17 protein-coding genes are annotated in these 16,040 nt (G+C 72.6%); 5 read left to right on the forward strand and 12 right to left on the reverse strand.

All coding sequences use genetic code 11. From position 1 onward, the window contains the following. Positions 1–54 precede the first annotated feature (54 nt). The 8 genes from AB0M92_RS31345 to AB0M92_RS31380 all read right to left on the reverse strand — a co-directional run bounded on the left by AB0M92_RS31345 (position 55) and on the right by AB0M92_RS31380 (position 8,783). Positions 55–585, reverse strand: a complete 531-nt coding sequence (locus AB0M92_RS31345; RefSeq protein ID WP_366105699.1) for a hydrogenase maturation protease — start codon at positions 583–585, stop codon at positions 55–57. Further along, a complete protein-coding gene (locus tag AB0M92_RS31350; protein WP_366105700.1) occupies positions 582–2,018 on the reverse strand; it encodes a hypothetical protein in 1,437 nt (478 codons plus the stop codon). The genes AB0M92_RS31345 and AB0M92_RS31350 overlap by 4 nt, the downstream gene beginning before the upstream one ends. Next, positions 2,015–2,716 carry a DUF6084 family protein gene (locus tag AB0M92_RS31355; protein WP_366105701.1) on the reverse strand — a complete coding sequence of 234 codons (702 nt, stop codon included), beginning with the start codon at positions 2,714–2,716 and terminating at the stop codon, positions 2,015–2,017. Before AB0M92_RS31355 ends, AB0M92_RS31350 begins: the two co-directional genes overlap by 4 nt. Beyond that, complete coding sequence (locus AB0M92_RS31360) at positions 2,713–3,348, reverse strand: DUF5947 family protein (protein WP_366105758.1); 636 nt, start codon at positions 3,346–3,348, stop codon at positions 2,713–2,715. The genes AB0M92_RS31355 and AB0M92_RS31360 overlap by 4 nt, the downstream gene beginning before the upstream one ends. Before the next feature lie 68 nt (positions 3,349–3,416). Continuing rightward, entirely contained in the window at positions 3,417–3,938 is a 522-nt protein-coding gene (locus AB0M92_RS31365; protein WP_366105702.1) for a hypothetical protein, read from the reverse strand. Beyond that, the gene (locus tag AB0M92_RS31370) at positions 3,935–5,719 is read right to left on the reverse strand and encodes a nickel-dependent hydrogenase large subunit (protein ID WP_099894562.1); all 1,785 of its coding nucleotides are present in this window, start codon (positions 5,717–5,719) and stop codon (positions 3,935–3,937) included. The genes AB0M92_RS31365 and AB0M92_RS31370 overlap by 4 nt, the downstream gene beginning before the upstream one ends. 97 nt (positions 5,720–5,816) lie before the next feature. After that, positions 5,817–6,875, reverse strand: coding sequence for a hydrogenase expression protein HypE (locus tag AB0M92_RS31375; protein WP_053693570.1), 1,059 nt, complete (start codon positions 6,873–6,875; stop codon positions 5,817–5,819). 120 nt (positions 6,876–6,995) lie between these two features. Further along, a complete protein-coding gene (locus tag AB0M92_RS31380; protein WP_366105703.1) occupies positions 6,996–8,783 on the reverse strand; it encodes a hydrogenase maturation protein in 1,788 nt (595 codons plus the stop codon). 245 nt (positions 8,784–9,028) lie between these two features. On the opposite strand from AB0M92_RS31380, the gene AB0M92_RS31385 reads away from it, so the two are divergent. The 3 genes from AB0M92_RS31385 (at position 9,029) to AB0M92_RS31395 (ending at position 11,395) form a co-directional block, all read left to right on the forward strand. Next, entirely contained in the window at positions 9,029–9,394 is a 366-nt protein-coding gene (locus AB0M92_RS31385) for a hypothetical protein (RefSeq protein ID WP_366105705.1), read from the forward strand. 89 nt (positions 9,395–9,483) lie between these two features. Continuing rightward, positions 9,484–10,617, forward strand: a complete 1,134-nt coding sequence (locus AB0M92_RS31390) for a site-2 protease family protein (protein ID WP_366105706.1) — start codon at positions 9,484–9,486, stop codon at positions 10,615–10,617. A gap of 37 nt (positions 10,618–10,654) precedes the next feature. Beyond that, on the forward strand, positions 10,655–11,395 hold the full coding sequence (locus AB0M92_RS31395) for a PP2C family serine/threonine-protein phosphatase (protein ID WP_366105707.1): 741 nt from the start codon (positions 10,655–10,657) through the stop codon (positions 11,393–11,395). Positions 11,396–11,414: 19 nt separating this feature from the next. Here the strand turns inward: AB0M92_RS31395 and AB0M92_RS31400 are convergent, their stop codons facing one another. Next, positions 11,415–12,221 carry a LysR family substrate-binding domain-containing protein gene (locus AB0M92_RS31400; protein ID WP_366105708.1) on the reverse strand — a complete coding sequence of 269 codons (807 nt, stop codon included), beginning with the start codon at positions 12,219–12,221 and terminating at the stop codon, positions 11,415–11,417. A 57-nt stretch (positions 12,222–12,278) separates the two neighbouring features. On the opposite strand from AB0M92_RS31400, the gene AB0M92_RS31405 reads away from it, so the two are divergent. Continuing rightward, positions 12,279–12,692, forward strand: coding sequence for a DUF5997 family protein (locus tag AB0M92_RS31405; protein WP_366105709.1), 414 nt, complete (start codon positions 12,279–12,281; stop codon positions 12,690–12,692). Positions 12,693–12,819: 127 nt separating this feature from the next. Beyond that, positions 12,820–13,506 (forward strand): beta-glucanase, encoded by a 687-nt coding sequence (locus AB0M92_RS31410; RefSeq protein WP_366105710.1) that lies wholly within the window; start codon positions 12,820–12,822, stop codon positions 13,504–13,506. A 7-nt stretch (positions 13,507–13,513) separates the two neighbouring features. On the opposite strand, the gene AB0M92_RS31415 is transcribed toward AB0M92_RS31410, so the two are convergent. The 3 genes from AB0M92_RS31415 to AB0M92_RS31425 are packed head-to-tail and all read right to left on the reverse strand — an operon-like array spanning position 13,514 to position 15,968. Continuing rightward, positions 13,514–14,173, reverse strand: coding sequence for a hypothetical protein (locus AB0M92_RS31415; RefSeq protein WP_366105711.1), 660 nt, complete (start codon positions 14,171–14,173; stop codon positions 13,514–13,516). Between the two features lie 22 nt (positions 14,174–14,195). Then, positions 14,196–14,567 carry a hypothetical protein gene (locus AB0M92_RS31420; protein ID WP_366105712.1) on the reverse strand — a complete coding sequence of 124 codons (372 nt, stop codon included), beginning with the start codon at positions 14,565–14,567 and terminating at the stop codon, positions 14,196–14,198. Positions 14,568–14,591: 24 nt separating this feature from the next. Next, positions 14,592–15,968: a zinc ribbon domain-containing protein gene (locus tag AB0M92_RS31425; RefSeq protein WP_366105713.1), complete on the reverse strand. Its 1,377-nt coding sequence runs from the start codon at positions 15,966–15,968 to the stop codon at positions 14,592–14,594. Between the last annotated feature and the right edge of the window lie 72 nt (positions 15,969–16,040).

Below are 16,040 nucleotides of genomic sequence, written 5' to 3' on the forward strand. Positions count from 1 at the left end.
GGCGAGGACGGCGGCGGCCGCGCCGCCGATGATGGCCTTCTTCATGGGTTCTCCTCAGTTGGCGGTGGCGTTGCGCTCTTGGTCGAGCGGTTCCCCGTCCGGGCGGCGGACCAGGTCCAGGACCATCCGTACGGCCTCCGGGACCGCCGCGGCCACCGGGGCGCTCAGGCCGATGCCCTCCTCCAGGCAGTCGGGTTCGCAGCCGACGACCCGGATCTGCCGGGGCGGCGAGGTGCCGGTACCGGCGCACAGGGTGTCCAGCAGGGCGAGCACCGCGTCGGGGGACATCTGGTGCCCGTCGAGTGCGGGGCCCTGCGGGGCGAGGGAGCCGGGCTCGGCGGGCTCGATCAGGTACAGGGTGCCGGGAGGGCCGCCACGGGCGGTGGCGTCCACCAGGACGAGCGTGTCGTAGCCGTCGAGGAGCTGGTAGGCGAGGTGGACCCCGCGCACGCCGATGTCCACCACCTCGACGTGCTCGGGCATCTCGTGCCCGGGCTCGGCCAGCCTGCGGACGGTCTCGACGCCGAAGCCGTCGTCGCCCAGGAAGACGTTGCCGATGCCGGCGACCAGGACGCGGCCGCTCACTTGTCCTCCAGGGGCGCGACCTCGTCGGGCTGGAAGTAGAGGAAGCGGCCCTGTTCGCGGCGGATGTCGGCGCCCGGGTCCCCTTCGACGGTGACGGCGAGGTGCACTCCGCCGTCGACGTCGTGGAGCACGGCCTCGACCTGTGCGGCCGCTCCCTGCAGGAACAGGTCCTGGGCGTCGGTGCGCCGCAGGCCCGGGCGCAGGATCACGCGGCTGCCGGGGCCCACCGAGGTCCCGTCGATCAGGATCCGGTCGCGGGCCGGACCGGCGGGATCCGCGTGTGCGGGGTCCCACCAGGGGGTCTCCGGTCTGAAGACGGGGTCCTCGTCGAAGAGTTCGGCGAACGACTCGGGGGTGGGCGCGGGGGCACTGGGGTCGGTGATCTCGCGCAGCGCCCGGACCGCGCCGTGCAGGCGTTCCAGCACCTCGGGCGGCATGCTCTCGGCCAGGTCGATGACGGCGGCCGCGCGCGGGTCGGTGCCGCGGGCCTCGCGCTTCTCCTGATCGGTCAGGGCCGCCGTGCGCAGGGCGAGGATCTCGTCGATCTCGGTGGCGTCGTACATGGCCCCGATGCTCTCGGGGGCGATGCCGGGGTGGTCCTCCAGGATGATCGGCGAGGACAGGACGACGTCGCTGCTGCCCGGCTCTCCCGCCAGGACGGGCCAGGTGTGCCGGTTGGCACAGGTGGCGACGGAGGCCTTGGCCCACTCGGGCGGGTCGGTCATCGAGAGGAAGGATCCGGCGCTCAGGCCGAGCAGGAGGTGGGCCGCGACCAGTGAGCGGGGCAGGGCCGCATCGCGGTCCGCTCCCCCGGCGAGGTCGGCGCCCGGGGTCCAGTCGCTCGTGTTCTCGACCATCGCCGTGAGCTTGAATGCCCGGTAGGGGACGTCGAGTTGCTCCGCGCGCAGCCGCAGCACCCCGTCGGCCCGCTCGGTGCGCCGCACCAGGCGGCCCACCTCCCGGCCGTCGGCGCCGAGGACCGCTTCGGTCTCCTCGCGGGCCGGCCGGACGAAGGGCAGGGCGACCTCGCCCTCCTCCAGCTCGGCGACGGGGACGGTCATCTCGACGCGCTCTTCGGTCCCTTCGTCCCAGGGGACCAGCACCCGGTCGGGCAGGTGCAGTTCGGGAACGGCGGCGAACGAGCCGTCCGGGCGGGCCTCTTCGACGGTCCGGCGCTGCGCGTGCAGGAAGCGCAGCTCGACGGCGAGAGTGGCCGCGCCGCGGGGTTCCATGACCACCTCGGTGCGCTGGAAGGTGTGCTCGCCCTGCGCGGGGCCCCACGCGGGCGGGACCAGGACGCCGAACTGCCAGCGCAGCCGGTTCTTGGCCGCCGAGGCCCGGTACGGGTAGAGGACGTAGCCCTCGAAGAGGACGGCGTCGGCCACCTGCCGGGCGACGGCGAAGCGGGATTCGGGCAGGGCCGTCGTGGTCACGGCGCGCTCCTCTCGGCGGCCCGCGGCAGTACGGCGCCCGCCCAGGCGGGGTCGGGGGGCGACGGCTCGGCCGTCGACGCCGCGTCCAGCAGGGCCCGTACGGTCGCCTCCCAGGAGGCGAGCGCGTGGCGGGAGCGGTAGGCGAGCAGCTCCGCCATGGTGTCGCGGGGCAGCCGCAGCCAGCCGCAGCCGGGGAAGTGCTGCTCGATCATCTCCCGCCACACCTCGGCGGGCATCCGGAAGGGGGCTTCGCGGTCCCACGGGACCGGCTCGACCTGGAAGCCACCCGCCCCGGTGAAGGCGGTGCCCGAGAACAGCATCAGCAGCGGAGCCGCACCCTCCTCCAGGGCGCTGAGGTAGCGGCCGGAGGCGATGTCCATGTCGTACGAGCACGGCACGACCACGTCGGTCTCGGTCTCCCCGGTGAAACTGGGGACCATCAGTGAGACCTGGGCGAACTGGAGCGGCTGGAGGGTGTTCCCCCAGCGGGCCCGTTCGCCGAACAGGTCGTGGAGCGCGGCGGCTTCGCCCGTGCCGTACCCGCGCCGGGCCGGCTCGATGCGGATCTGGCAGCGCAGCGCGAGGGCGTGGACGCGCTTGTCCGGGGCCGTGGTGATGCGCAGCCGGAACACGAGGGTGGGGCCGGCCGCGTACGGGTCGGCGCGGACCCCGGTGCAGGCGAAGGAGAAGTCGGTCACGGCCGCCCCTCCCCCGCCCCGGCCGGGACCTTGGCCCGGCGCTCCACCTGCGCGAAGAAGGCGTCGAGCGCCGCCCGGGCCTCGGCCCCGCCGTCGAAGCCCTGCCACAGCAGCCGCATCCGCCCCACCAGCTGGTAGCAGATGTCGATGGGCACGAGGTAGCACTCGGTGCGGCCCCCGGTCCGGCGCAGCAGCAGTGCCTCCACATCGGGTTCGAGCAGGGCGGCGAGCGCTCCGCCGCCGAGCACGTCCTGCCAGGTGGCCGGATCCAGTTCGCTCTCGGTGGCTCCGGCCGGGCTCGGATAGAGCGCGACCAGCCGGTCGAGGGCGGCGTTGCGGAAGAAGAAGGCGACGCCGACCGGGATCTGCAGCTGCTCCCAGGCGCCCTCGCCGAGCCGGTGGTCCGGGTCGGTGAGGTAGCGGTCGGGGACGGCGCGGAAGCGCCCGGTGGCGGCGCCGGGCCGGTCGAAGAGCAGGGCGCACGCGGTGCAGGCGCAGACCAGCGCCCGCTTCTCGACCTCCACCAGGTGGCGGTGGCCGTCCTCGGGGACCGCCACCGCGCACAGTTCGCAGCGCTCGGGCCGGGGCGGCCGGGGCCCGGTGAACCGGCGCAGGCCGCGCGGGCCGCGCAGCCCGGCGGAGCCGGGGGCCCCGGCCGCGTCGGTGCCCGGCTCCGCCGTCGCCCAGGGGTGCGCCGCGTTCACCGGGCCCGCGCCGGGGCCTGCGGGCGGGTGCCGATCTGGAGCAGGGGCAGGGGCGGTTCGGCCGCTTCGAGTTCCACCGAGGTCACCTCGGGCGCGAAGCAGGCCAGGGCGTCCTCGACGCCCTGCGGTACGGCGTCCCCGCCGGAACCGCAGCCGCAGCCGCCGCCCGGCGCGGAGCGCAGGCGCAGCACGCCGGTGGCCGCGTCGAAGCCGACGAGTTCCACGGGGTCCCGTACGGAGTCCAGGGCTCGGGCGATCCGGGCGTGGACGTCCTCGGGGTGCAGGTCGTGCAGGGCGAGCAGGCTCGCGACGAGCTCGTCGTCGAGCAGCCCGCCCAGGCGCTCCGCGCCGAGCTTCTCCACGATCCGGGCGAGCCCGGCCCCGTAGAAGTCCATGAGTACGCGCACGAGTTCCTCGGCCGTGGCACAGGCCTCGCGGTCGCCGGAGGCGGCCAGCCGGTCGAGTACCTCGTCCACCCGCCGGCCCGCCTCCCGGGCATCGGTCACCGTCACGCTCATCCGCCCAGTCCGCTCAGGCCGGTGGGCACGTGCATCTGCTTGACCGTCTTGCCGCTGCCGACGTACATGTGGACGCCGCAGGGCAGGCAGGGGTCGAAGCTGCGCACGGCGCGCATGATGTCGATGCCCTTGAAGTTCTCCGGGGAGTTCTCCTCGAAGATCGGGGTGTTCTGGACGGCGTCCTCGTACGGTCCGGGGGTGCCGAAGGTGTCGCGGGTGCTGGCGTTCCACGGGGTCGGCGGGTAGGGGTGGTAGTTGGCGATCTTGCCGTCGCGGATCACCATGTGGTGCGAGAGCACGCCGCGGACGGCCTCGGTGAAGCCGACTCCGATGGACTCGTCCGGGACCTCGAACTTCTCCCAGGTCTGGGTGCGTCCGGCGCGGACCTCGGCCAGGCCCTTCTCGGCGCAGTGCAGCGCGATGGCGGCCGCGTACGCCTGGAAGTACGTGCGGGCGCGGTTGCGCTCCAGCGCGTTGCTCCACTTCGGGATCTTCCACTCGAAGCGGGTCTCGGGCTTGGTCATGGTGCGGGGCAGGGTGATGACCACGCTGTGGCCGGTGGCCTGGACGTAGTCGGTGTGCACGAGCCCGGACAGGGCGGTGGACCACAGGCGGGCGATGGGGCCGCCACCGGTGTCGAGGGCGAGGTGGTCCTTGCCGTCGAACCAGCGCGGGGACATCACCCAGCTGTACTTGTCGTCGAAGTTCCGCTTCTGCGGGGCCGGGATGGTGTGCTGGTTCCACGGGTGGCGGGCGTCGACCGGGTTGCCGAGCGGGTCGTGGGTGACGAACTTCTCCTGGCCCTGCCAGTCGTCGTAGTACGAGCTGCCGAGCAGGATGCGGATGCCGAGGTTGATCTCGGTGAGGTCGTTGGTGACCAGCTTGCCGTCCACCACCACGCCCGGGGTGACGAACATCTTCCGTCCCCAGTCGGTCATGTTGGCGTACGTGAAGTCGCAGTACTCGGGGTCGTTGAGCGCGCCCCAGCAGCCCAGCAGGACGCGCCGGCGGCCGACCTCCTCGTACCCGGGCAGCGCCTCGTAGAAGAAGTCGAAGAGGTCGTCGTGGAGCGGGACCACCTTCTTCATGAACTCGCAGTACCGCATGAGGCGGCTCATGTAGTCCGTGAAGAGCTGGACGGAGGCGATGGTGCCGACACCGCCCGGGTAGAGCGTGGAGGGGTGCACGTGGCGGCCCTCCATCAGGCAGAACATCTCGCGCGTGTACCGGCTGACCTGGAGGGCCTCGCGGTAGAACTCGCCCTCGATGGGGTTGAGCGAGCGCATGATGTCGGCGATGGTGCGGTAGCCGTGGTCACCGGCGTGCGGTGCCTCGGTGCGCTCGGCGAGTTCGAGGACGCCCGGGTTGGTCTCGCGGACCATCTTCTCGCAGTAGTCGACCCCGACCAGGTTCTCCTGGAAGATGTTGTGGTCGAACATGTACTCCGCGGACTCGCCCAGGTTGATGATCCACTCGGCGAGGTGGGGCGGCTTCACCCCGTACGCCATGTTCTGGGCGTAGACGGAGCAGGTGGCGTGGTTGTCGCCGCAGATCCCGCAGATGCGGCTGGTGATGAAGTGCGCGTCGCGCGGGTCCTTGCCGCGCATGAACACGCTGTAGCCGCGGAAGACGGACGAGGTGCTGTAGCACTCCGCGACCTTCTTCTGCTTGAAGTCGATCTTCGTGTGGATGCCGAGACTGCCCACGATCCGGGTGATCGGATCCCAGGCCATCTCCACCAGGCCGCTGCCGTCACCGGCCGCCTTCGTCTTCGGTGTCATCTTGTCTGCCGTGACCCTTCTTGGAGACCGGAGCTGGAGGTACGTGGAGCCGCAGGGGTGGACGAGGCGGCGGCCGGGGCCGGGGACGCGGCGGGATTCACCAGGGCTTGCGGTAGCCGGTGGTCAACTGCCGTCCGGGATGGCGCCACTTGGGCTCTTGGTCCACGGTGTGCTCCGTGATCGACCTGAGCTTGCGGATCAGCGTTCCGTAGACCCCGCTGGCGGTGGCGGAGACCTTCGCGCCGGGGGGCTCGTCCATGAACGGCATGAACTTGTCGGGGAATCCCGGCATGGTGCAGGCGATGCAGATGCCGCCGACGTTCGGGCAGCCGCCGATGCCGTTCATCCAGCCGCGCTTGGGCACGTTGCACTTGACGACCGGACCCCAGCAGCCGAGTTTGACCAGGCACTTGGGCGAGTCGTAGGTCTGCGCGAACTCGCCCTGCTCGTAGTAGCCGGCCCGGTCGCAGCCCTCGTGCACGGTGGCGCCGAACAGCCAGGTGGGGCGCAGCTTGTCGTCCAGCGGGATCATCGGCGCGGAGCCGGCCGCCTGGTAGAGCAGGTAGGTGAGGGTCTCGGAGAAGTTGTCGGGCTGGATCGGACAGCCGGGGACGCACACGATCGGGATGCCGGCCTTGGAGGTCCAGTCCCAGCCGAGGTAGTCGGGCACGCCCATGGCACCGGTGGGGTTGCCCTCCATCGCGTGGATGCCGCCGTACGTGGCGCAGGTGCCGATCGCGACCACGGCGAGGGCCTTGGGCGCGAGGCGGTCGATCCACTCGCTGGTGGTGATGGGCTGGCCGGTCTCCGGGTCGTCGCCGAAGCCGCACCAGTAGCCCTCGGGCTTGATCTTCTCGTTCGGGATCGAGCCTTCGACGACGAGCACGAAGGGGTCGATCTCCCCGCGCTCCCCCTTGAAGAACCACTCGATGAAGGTGTCGGCGCCGCCGACGGGTCCGCACTCGAAGTCGATCAGCGGCCAGTGCACGGCGATCTTGGGCAGGCCCGGGAGGACGCCCATGACGATCTCTTCGATGCTGGGCTGCATCGCTGCCGTCAGGGACACCGAGTCGCCGTCGCAGCTCAGTCCGGCGTTGATCCAGAGGATGTGGATCGGGGGGTCCTCTACCGCCGTGCTCGGCGTTGCTGCATCCATGAGGATCGCTCCTTGGGAGGGGATGCGGGGGGGGTGGTGGGTGGGGCCGGGGGACGCGGATGGGGACGGGAACGGGGACGGCGGACGGGCAGGTGCTCCGCGCCGGCCTCACCCTTCTTGCTAGCAGTCGGCGGGGCCCGGCGCCCTGTCTTGTACGGCCGGTCCAGTGACCTGGGGCCGCCGGGAGGGCAGCGGGGCGGTGCGCCGTCCGGGCACGGTCCGCTCCAGGTGGGGCGGGGTCCGGTCGGCCGTTTCCTTGCGTACGAAGGCCCGGCGCAGGGCGTGGTACGGGGCCTGCGGGTCGAAGAAGGTCTCCCGCATCCGGGCCAGCTCGGCCTCCCGGTAGGCGGCGAGCGGCCGGACGCTCTCGTCGGCGTCGCGGCGGGCCTTCTTGCCGGCGATCCGGGACAGGATGGCGGGCGAGTCCGCCACGCGGACGGCGAGCCGGGACGTCTCGTCCGCGAACTCCTGCGGGGCGCAGTCGATCGTACGGTCGACCAGCCCGAGCCGGCGGGCGGATTCGGCGCTGATGGGCAGGGCGTCGCAGGTGAGGCGCTCCGCGACGCCGGTTCCGGTCCGGCGGGGCAGCGTGTAGGTCCAGTACTCGGATCCGTGCAGGCCCATCAGCCGGTAGTGCGGGTTGAGGACCACGCCGCTGCGGCACCAGACCTCGTCGGCGGCGAGGGCGAGCATGGCCCCGCCGGCGGCCGCGTTGCCGCCGAGGGCGGCCACGACGAACCGGTCGGTGGTGGTCAGGACGGCCTCGACCAGGTCGTCCATGGCGTTGATGTTGGCCCAGGACTCCTCGGCCGGGTCGGCGGCCGCCTCGATGACGCCGAGGTGGATGCCGTTGGAGAAGAAGTCGCGGCCGCCGCCGAGGACGAGCACGGAGACGGGCCGGGTGCAGGCCTCCCGGTAGGCCGCGAGCAGGCGCCGGCACTGTGTGGTGCTCATCGCGCCGCCCGGGAAGGAGAACGTGAGGAACCCGGCCCCGCCCCGTTCCCGGTAGGTGATGTCGGACCAGGTGCGCGGGCCGTCCGCGCCGCTGCCGGCGTACGGCGGCGCGGGGACCTCGGGGAGCGGCGGCAGCCGGTCGCCGAGCGCGAGGGTGGCGGGGAGTTTGACGGGGGCCGGCTCGCCGGGTTCGCCGGGCATGCGCCGGGCGCGGAGCTCGGGGATCCACACGGCTCCGTCGACGGTGGCCCGGCAGAGCGCGCCCGCGCGGGTGGCGATCAGCTCGCCGGGCCGGCCGCGCAGCCGGTCCTCGGGGTGCCCGCCGTGCAGGAACCACTGGCCGCCGAGCAGCTCGTCGAGTACGCCGGGACGGGAGTCGGCGGCGCGCAGCGCCCGCACGACGCTCTGCGTGGAGTCCCTCGCCCAGTCGATGCGGCGCAGCTCCTGGCGCAGGTACGGCCGGGCGCGGCCGGAACCCTGGCGCTCGGGGACGTACGTGCCGGACGCGAAGCGGTCGACGGCCGTCAGGACGGCGGACAGGGCGGCGTCGGCGATCTCGCCGCGGTACGCGTCGCTCTTGCCCACGGGCGGCAGCGGGCAGTCCGCACTGGCCCAGACGTCGCCCGCGTCCATCTCCTCGCAGGCCTGGAGGACGGTCACGCCCCAGCGGGTCGCGTCCTCGGTGACGGCCCAGTCGAGCGAGGAGGGACCGCGGTCGCCGACGGGCCCCGGGTGGACGATCAGGCAGGTGTGGGCGGACCAGACCTCCCGGGGGATGGGTGTCCTCAGCATCGGCGCGATCACCAGGTCCGGCCGGTGGCGCTCGACGGCTTCGGCGAGGGAGACGGCGGGCAGGGCGAGCTCGACCGCCACGCTGTGCCCGCGGTCCCTCAGCTCCGCGTGCACGCGCTGGGTGAGACTGTTGAACGCGCTGGCGGCGAGCAGGATGTGCACGTGATCTCCCAAGCGTCCGGCCCCCGGCGACCTGCGGCCGCGGCGGATACGGCCGCTGGAGATCGTCGACCACGGGCGCCCCCCGGGCCGGTGAGGCCTACGGACGTGTCACCCGGAAGTGGACACCCGCAGCCGCCACCTGGTGGAGGGGCCGCCGCCCGTTCCCCGCCGATCTTCAGCGGATATTCTTCATCCGCGCCGGCGAAGGAGCCGCCGCGCCCCGAAGCAGACGAGATGGAGCCCCGATGGACGTGCAGCACTTCGAGCGGATCACCGCATTCATCGAGGCGCGGCTGACCCCGCTGTTCGACGAGTCCACGGGCAGCGAGCGCGGTTTCGCGATGGACGACACCTCCCGGGCGCTGCGCGCGCTGCGCAACGCCGTGCTGGAGGCCTCGGCGGTCAAGGGGCTCGTCGAGAAGCGGGAGACGGCGGAGCCGGCGCTGCGCCGGGTCATCGACCAGTCGGTGGAGCACCACTGGGACGTGCTGCGCGGCATCGCCCGCCAGTGGGAGGACCACGGCGACTTCCTGCGCGAGTTCAAGCGGCACGCGTGGGAGCTCGACCAGGCCCTGGCCGCTCCGGCCGCTCCGGCCGCCACGGAGGGCTGAGCCGCGGCCCCTGTCGCTCCGGTACGGGTCCGGCGTCACGGAGCGACAATGGGGGTGGACCCACACTGCCGAGCCGGCAGGAGACGAAGATGAACGGCTCGGTCCCCATCGGACGTGTCGTCGGAGTACCGCTGCGCATGCACTGGAGCGTGCCGCTGCTCGTGGTGCTGTTCGCGTACGGGCTCGGCCGCCAGACCCTCCCCGTGTGGACTCCGGGGCGCTCGAACGCCGTGTACGCCCTCGCCAGTGTCGTGGGGGCCCTGCTGCTGATGGGCAGCCTGCTCCTGCACGAGACGGCGCACGCCGCCACGGCCCGCCGGAGCAAGATCTCCGTGGAGGACGTCACCTTGTGGGCCCTGGGCGGGTTGACCAGGATGGGCCGGCCACAGACCGCGGGGGCGGCCTTCGCGGTGGCGGTGAGCGGGCCGCTGACGAGCCTCGTCATCGGCGGCGCCGCGGTCGGCGCGGGGATCGGGCTGCACGCCCTGCTCGGCTGGGCGGTGCCGGCCGCCGTCCTGGTCTGGCTCGGCTGGGCGAACCTGTTCCTCGGCGTGTTCAACCTGCTGCCGGCCTCGCCGCTCGACGGCGGGCGGGTGCTCCAGGCGCTGCTGTGGTGGCGTACGGGCGACCGGGACCGGGCGGACCGGGCGGCTTCGCGCAGCGGGCAGGTCATGGGCGTGCTGCTGGCGGCGCTGGGCTGGGTCTCCTTCCTGCGCGGGTCCTCGGGCGGGCTGTGGCTCGTCGTCATCGGCCTCTTCATCACGTTCGTCGCGGGCGCGGAGCGCCGGCGGGCCGTCCTGCAGACCGGGCTGCGGGGGGTGCGCGTGGCCGATGCCATGTCGAGCCCGGTGGCGGCCGCCGCCGACTGGCTGAGCGTGCGGCGGTTCATCGAGGAGGTGGCCGTGGAATCGCGGCATTCCGCCCTGCCGCTGCTCGATTTCGACGGCCGCCCGAGCGGGGTGGTGCACGTACGCGGGCTGGCCCGGATCCCGGGGGCGCAGCGGGACGCGCTGCGCGTGCGGGAGGTGGCGACCCCGCTGGAGCGGTGCGCGGTGGCGGTCCCCGGGGATCTGCTGGGCGAGGCCCTGGACGCGCTGCGGCCGGGTGTCGGGCTGCCGCTCCTGGTGGTGGACGCGGACCGGCTGGTGGGGATCGTCACCGCGAAGGACGTCACCCGGCTCATGGAGCGGCAGGCGCTGGGCGGGGGCGGGGGGCCCGGATGAGGCGGCCGCGCGTGGGCGGGCGGACCATGGTGGTGCGATGCCGTACGTAGCCGTGAGTGCCCTGAGCCATGCCGGGCTGGTACGCGACCACAACGAGGACAGCCTCGTCGTCGGGCCGTGGACCCTGTGCGCCGGCGTGACCCGCAGTCCGCAGACCTTCGTGTTCCCCCTCGGTGCGCCGCTCGTCGTGGCGGTGGCCGACGGGATCGGCGGTCAGCCGGCCGGCGAGGTGGCCAGTGCGCTGGTCGTGCGGCAGCTGGCCGTGCTCGGGCCCTCCCTGGACGGCGAGGGGGCCGTCCGCGAGGCGCTCGCCCTGTGCAACCGCGCCGTGTACGCGGCCGGTGACAGCGATCCGGAGCTGGCCACGATGGGCACGACCGTGGCCGGCGCCGTGGTCCTGGAGGATTCGCTGATCTCGTTCAACGTCGGCGACAGCCGTGTGCTCGACGCCACGGCGCAGGAGCTCCGGCAGGTCAGCGTGGACGACAATCCGCCGCTGGAGCCGGGGCAGCGGACCACCTCCGTGCTCACCCAGGCGCTGGGGGGCGCCCGCCGGCACAGCGGGATCACCCCGCACGTCTCGACGCAGCCGCTGCCCGCCGGAGCCCGCTACCTGGTGTGCTCGGACGGCCTGACCGACCCGGTGCCGCCCGAGGAGCTCGACGAGCTGCTGCGGGTGCACGACGACGGCAAGGCGGCGTTCGAGCTGTGGAAGGCCGCCATCGAGGCCGGGGGCCCCGACAACATCACGCTCGCCCTGGTCCGGATCGGTGACTGAAGGGCGTGCGTCAAGACGCTCAGCGCCCGCGGCGGGGCTTGCCGCCCTTGGTGTTCTTGCCGCCCTTGGCTCCGCCGGAGCCGCCGCGCGGGTTCTTGCCGCCCGACTTCCCGGCCGCGGGCTTGCGCCCTGCGCCCGCCGCATCGGGGCGCTTGCGCTGCTTCGGCTGGGGCGGGGTCGGGGCGCCGCGGCCGCGCGTGCTGTTGACGGTCCGGCCGCGCACGATCCCGATGAACTCCTCGACCAGATCGGTGGGTTCACCGTCGTGTTCGAGGAACGACAGGGCGACCCGGGACTGCGGGGCGTCGGTCAGCGTCCGGTAGGTGAGGTCCTTGCGGTGGTGCAGGCGGGCCAGGGACTGCGGTACGACGAGTACGCCGATCCCGGCCGCCACCAGCTCGATCGCGTCCGCCGTCGTGGCGGGGCGTTCGAACGCGGGCTTCCCGGGCATGCTCTCCCAGTCCAGGGTGTCGTCCAGCGGGTGCAGCACGATCTCGTCGGCGAGGTCCTCGGTGGAGACCTCCTCCGCGGCCGCCACCAGGTGGTCCTTCGGCACCACGACGACGGTGGTCTCGGTGTAGAGCGGGATCGCGGCCAGGCCCGTACGGTCGATCGGCAGCCGCACGAAGGCGGCGTCGGCCTCGTCGCCCCGCAGTGCGCCGGGGGCTTCGGCGGCCGGCATCTGGAGGAGGGTCAGCGAGACGTCGGGCAGGCGCTCCTTCCAGATCCGCACCCACTTGCCGGGGGTCACTCCGGGAACGTACGCGAGCCGGAACGAGGGAGCTGCCGTGGGAGATGCCGAGGGAGTTGCTTCCGAGCCTGTCACCCGCCCAGATTACCGGGCGTGGTCAGAAGTAGCGCACACGCTCGATACCCTTGACCCATGACGTCGCACAAGACCACCCAGACCATGAAGCCCGCCACCGCGGCGAAGAAGCTGGGTGTGTACCTCGAAGCCACCCCCGCTGAGTTCCAGGAGGGTGTCGTGACCCGCAGCGAGCTGAACGCGCTGCAGGCCGAGCCGCCCCAGTGGCTGCAGGAACTGCGACGCAACGGCCCGCACCCCCGCCCCGTGGTCGCCTCCAAGCTGGGCGTCTCCATCGCCGGCCTCGCCCGCGGCGGGGTCACCGAGGCCCTCACCACGGAGCAGATCGACGCGCTCAAGCAGGAGGACCCGGAGTGGCTCCAGAAGGAGCGCGCCACCCAGGCCGAGGTCCGCAAGGAAGCGGTCCGCATCAAGGAGAAGAACGCCGAGAAGGCCGAGAAGACCCAGCGCCTTCAGCAGTCCGACTCCTGATCCGCGTGCGCCGCCGGGCGCCGGGGCGGCGCCCCGACGCCTGAAGTGCCCTGAAGCGCCCCGCCCCGTCCGCATTTCGACAAAGATCACCGGAATGCGGACGGCGTGTCGCGGGCATGGCTGCGGCGTGATCTCGCAACTCCTCGCCCCGTTCCGGCGCCCCCGCACCCTCGTCTTCTCCGCCGACTTCGGCTCGACCTCCCGGTGGGTCGCCGGCCGGACCTCTGCCTTTCCCGACGGCGGCCCGGTCAATCCGGGCGACAACAAGCTCGACCACCTCGTCGACGACCCCGCCCACAGCCGCAGCGGGACCTTCCGCGCGACCCTGCGTCCCGACGGGAACTGGGACAGCGGCCTGCTGACCACCGAGGGCAGCGAAGAGGGCTTCCTGCTGCGCGCGGAAGACGTGCTGGAGGCCCGGGTCCGGCTGCCGGAGGCGCTCGGCGCCTGGCCCGCGATCTGGACCTGGCGGGACGGCGGCCAGGAGGTCGACGTCTTCGAGTACCACCCCGACAACCCGGACCTTCTGGAGCTCTCCAACCACGTCCGGGGCGGCGGATCGCACTACTTCCACGACCCCGCCATCCGCCCCGGCGCATGGGTGGACCTCAAGGTCAGGTTCGGCACGAACTCGGTGGTCTGGTGGGTCAACGGGACCCGCGCCTACTCCGATCACAGCGGGGTGGGCCGGCGCTGGCGGGCGTACCTCATCGTGAACCTCTCCGTGTGCGCGGGCCGCTACCACCCGGCGCCCGACCCGTCGGTCTCGGAGATGTCCTACGAGGTCCCCGAGCTGCGCGTCTACCGCAGCTAGACCGGGGTCACCCTCCGGTGACCCGCGCGGCGGTGATCACCCCGCCGGACACGGTGTACGTACCCTCGTACGCCCTGCGCGTGCCGTCCGTCTGGAGCGCCCGGATCACGACCCGGACCCGGCCGGCGTCCACCGTGTCCGCCGAGTCGAGCGAGATGGCGGCCGTGGTGTCGTAGCCCGCCACCCACTTCTCGTACGAGGTGTGGGCGATGTACTTGCCCCCGAGTTCCCAGGCGGCGGCGAAGTCGCGGTCCGCGAGGTCCCGGTAGTACGCCTCCACCACCTCCCTCGGGTCGTCGGGGAGGTCCGGACCGGGGTCGACCGGAACCTGCACGGGCGGGACGGCCGTTGCGGACGGCACGGCGGACGGAAGGGATCCGCTCGACGGCGGGTCGGGAGACGGCGGGTCGGGAGACGGCGCCGCCGCCGGCGGTGGGGCCGAGCCGGCGTCCTCGGGCGACGGCAGCCCGCTCACGCCCCGGTCCGCCGCCCGCTCCTGCGGGCCGGGGGCCACGGCGAGGAGCACGCCCGTACCGACCCCGCCCACCACCACCAGAGCCGCCAGCAGCCACGGAAGCCACCGCGGGAGCACGGTGGATCCCACCCGCACGTAGCCGTGGCCGTGGCCGTGGCCGTGGCCGCCGGGCAGCGACGATGGCATGGTCATCCCCTCCGGAATCCCGCCGCCCTCACAGACCTCGGACCGCCTCTTCGATCGGCTGCGCCAGGGACACCAGTGCCGTGAATCCCGCCACCGCGCTCAGGAGCGTGCGCGCGATCATCCTCAGCTTGCCCATGCGCCGGTTTTCGGACGCGAGTTCCTCACGCGCGTCCTCCGCGATCTCGATCAGGTCGGCGCGGTCGGGGTGGTCGGAGCGGCCGAGTTCGTCGATCAGCCGGGACACCAGCTCCCGGATCTCCTGGGGTGAGCGCTGCCGTCCGTCGCCGACCTCCGTCGACCCGCCGGTGTGCACGGCGGCCCGCGCGTCCCTGCCGCTCGCCACGGCGGAAGAGACGACCTGCGAACCCCCCGTGGCGATGATCCCGTCGTTGTTCCGCATGTCTTTCCTCGCCCCTCACCCTGGTCAGTCCATCTTCACGCGCGGAATTGCCCTGAGGATCTTCGACGAGACGCTGGAGTTCTCGCCGGAGGCGACGGAGCTGGCGTGGACACTCGCTCCGTGACTCGCGATGATCCCGTGGTTGATGATCATTTCCTGCCGTTGCACCAGCTCGTCGGTATGGATCCCGTGGGCCTCCGCGAATTCGACGAGCGCGCCCAGCACCCTCTTCTCGATCGCCTTGAGGACCATGCCGCTGTCCGCTTCCTGGAAGTAGCGCTGGTGGCTGTCGTCGGCGGCGTTGCGGCGCACCGCCTGCCGGGCCCCGTAATCGAAGCGGCGCAGCCGAGTGATCAGCTTGTCCTGCGCCCGGATCCGGAAGTACATCCAGAAATCGGGGGCGAACCCCGCGACCGCACGCCAGGGCGAGGCCACCAGCTCGAACACGGTGGGGAGCAGGGTGCCCACCGCCAGCCCCAGCACTTCGAGCGGGGGCGGGCTCGGCATCAGCACGTCGACGACCCGGTAGCTGCCGCGCAGCGGGAACAGCACCGTCGGGACCGCCTCCACGACGAGACTCGAATCCGAGCGTACGAAGCGGACGAAGAGGGACGTCACCAACTCACCGCCCCAGCCGGTGGAGTGCACCCCGAGGTACGGCCGGACCTTCTCCTCCGGCGACCGCTTCAGCGCGTCCATGGTCCCGGACGTGATCGCGGTGACGGGCCGGCCCAGTGGATCGGGGAGGAAGCGCCGGTCCTCGCGGACGGCCGCGCCGTCCACGAAGACGCGCTCTTCGATTTCGAGGCAGGGCAGGCCCAGCGTGGCCAGTCGCGCGGCGACGTGGGAGTAGAGGTCCACCACGTCGAAGTCCTGCGGTTCGACACCCGGCCGGCTCGGCGAGGTGGCGTCGAAGGCCAGTGACCACGAATCGCGTTCGGACCCGTACCCGGCGAACGGCGAATAGCCGCTGTAGGTGGTCACGTTCCCCTCGGCGTACTCGCCGATCTCGCGCAGGCGCACGGCGACGCCCAGGCTGATCGGCTCGGGGGCGGCCACCGGGTCGAAGCGGTCCGGGCGCAGGCCCTGCATGGGGGCGCCGTACTTGGTGGAGAGCTCGAACGAGAAGACCGTCACCCAGGCGAGGAGGAACATCAGCAGGGCGAGGCCCGGCATTCCCACCCACAGCTGGAAGACGAGCAGGAACAGCAGCAGGAAGGCCAGCAGGATGTCCCGGCCGTGCCTGCGCGCGTTCGCGAAGTACGCGTGCCTGAGCACCACCGGGACATCGCACGCCGGGGCCGCGGCCACTCCCAGGTGCGGTTCGGCCGCCACGTCCTTGACGAGGGAGCGCGCGTACGCGCGCTCCAGGTACGCGGCCGCGCACAAATACCTGGTCACGTCCCGGCTGCCGCCCCAGCCCGGCGCCGCGGGGCGGCGCGCAGGACCCGGACCCTTCATGGCTCCCCCCGA

Origin of the sequence: Streptomyces sp. NPDC051582 (genome assembly GCF_040681715.1) — a bacterium.
Classification (GTDB): Bacteria; Actinomycetota; Actinomycetes; order Streptomycetales; family Streptomycetaceae; genus Streptomyces.